We start from the raw sequence: 1,916 nt of genomic DNA on the forward strand, positions 1-1,916 counted from the left end.
TAGCGGCCTCCAGAAGTTTGTGTTGATTTCTCTTCTGAGAGGCCGCGCCTTGCTATGTCAACTATTTTTTGAGATTTTTAGTGGTTTTTCTCCTCTGAAACTCTAAACTCTAGCACTGGAAGACATGGCTATCAAAATAGTTTGACGCTCTATCCTGCAGACAAAGGAAAACGCTATTCGACTTTCCTGCCGGGAGAAAAAACCAAAGTGCCCGTCTGATCCCCCAGCGCCCATGAAAGCACCAGTTGCCTTTCCATGAAACTGAAACTGCTCACCTGCCCCAGGTACTTCAGATACTGTCCTTCCAGCTCCATGATGTCCGAGGGACAGGCTTTGCGCGTGCTGCCCACGGGACCAACCTTTACGCCGCTCGCTTCCGACTGCTGATCCTTCATGTCAGCAAAATAACTGTTGCAACCGCTGCTGCCATTGATGCGGCCATCCTCGTATGTCAGGGTGATTTGCGGTTCGGGAGGCACTGCCTGCTCACCGATGCGACGTAAAATCCATTCGGTTCCGCCAATGTCTTCCAGGGTCAGTTTCCCGGTAACTTTCACCGGCAACTCCCTGAGCGTCCCATCGTCTTCAATGACCCAGGTACGGGTAGCTTTCTGAGACGGACAGCAGACCGGGTCACCTGCAGCCTGTTCGACAAGATCAATGCTGATTTGATTGCCATTGATATCACCACCCAGGATCTGTACCCGGTCACCGACAAAAAGGGAACGGCTGGTTACCTGTCCCTTGTGAAGATCCAGTATCACCAGATAGTTGAAAACGCCACCACCACCCGGGTTGTCCCACAGCACCAGCACAATTTCCTGCTCTCCATCATTATCCAGGTCTCCCTTCAGTTCAAAGCCCTCGACAAGCCCGCGCTCCGGCGCGGTCGCGTTGGCAGAAACAACGAACCCGGCCGCAGGCGCCAGCTTGTCTCCTGGCACAGGGACGCCATCATCGGCGGAAAACACGGCAGCGACAGACAGGACATACAAAGAAACTGTCAACAGGAATATTCCCGGGATTTTTCTCAACGGCATCATCCCCGATCAAACTCCAGATTTCTGAGCAACAGTTTGACAAGCTCGATGGAGGTGTCCAGGTTCTTCTGGATCTCACGGGCGGTAATGGGCCCTTTCCCCAAACCGGCGGCCCAGTTGACAACCAGGGACAGGTGGGCAAAGCAAAGGTCCAGTTCTTTTGCGAGAGCTGCTTCCGGCATGCCGGTCATGCCTACCAGATCACAGCCGTCACGATGCATGCGCTATATCTCTGCAGCGGTTTCGAGACGGGGTCCCTGGGTTGCACCGTAGGTACCCTCCATCTTCAGCCGCACGCTGGCATTCCGCCCCGCCTTTATCAGGATATCGCGCAGTTCACCACAATAGGGCTGTGAGAAATCCACATGCTTGATAGGCGCCACATCGCAGCAATCCACAAAGGTATGATCTCTGCCCCAGGTATAGTCGATAATCTGATCCGGGACACACAGAATACCCGGCTCCATGGTTATGCCACCTACCGACGCCACGCTGATGATGCGCTTGATCCCCACGGACTCCAGCGCCCATATGTTGGCCCGGTAATTCACCCGGTGTGGTGGAATGGTATGTCCACCTCCGTGCCGCGGTAAAAACACGACGGGTATGCCGGCAAAATGCCCGAAGGCCAGAGGCGCCGAAGGTTCACCATAGGGCGTGACCACGATTTTCTGGCGCTCGACCTCCAGTTCTTCCAGCCAGGCCAGTCCAGAGCCACCCAGGATTGCTATGCGTTCAGTCATGCTTGCCTTCCTCTATGTGTCAAGTCCCGATAGATCATAGATTTTCTTTTTGAATAATTCCGGTTGTTTTTTGTGCCAATCCTTAAGCGCCTGAATGGGCGTGATGTGCCCGATGTTTTTCTGCGGGACATGG

General features: G+C 54.1%; 1 protein-coding gene and 2 pseudogenes. All 3 read right to left on the minus strand.

Annotated elements, in window-relative coordinates; all coding sequences use genetic code 11:
* Window positions 1–173 precede the first annotated feature (173 nt).
* A complete protein-coding gene (locus ACOCD2_RS18175) occupies window positions 174–1,007 on the minus strand; it encodes an META domain-containing protein (protein WP_293649984.1) in 834 nt (277 codons plus the stop codon).
* Between the two features lie 32 nt (window positions 1,008–1,039).
* Window positions 1,040–1,783 (minus strand): annotated as a pseudogene (locus tag ACOCD2_RS18180) (S-methyl-5'-thioinosine phosphorylase).
* 12 nt (window positions 1,784–1,795) lie between these two features.
* A pseudogene (locus ACOCD2_RS18185) lies at window positions 1,796–1,916 on the minus strand (IS481 family transposase); the annotation flags it as partial.

The organism is Thiolapillus sp. (assembly GCF_048562965.1).
Classification (GTDB): Bacteria; Pseudomonadota; Gammaproteobacteria; order Chromatiales; family Chromatiaceae; genus Thiolapillus; species Thiolapillus brandeum_A.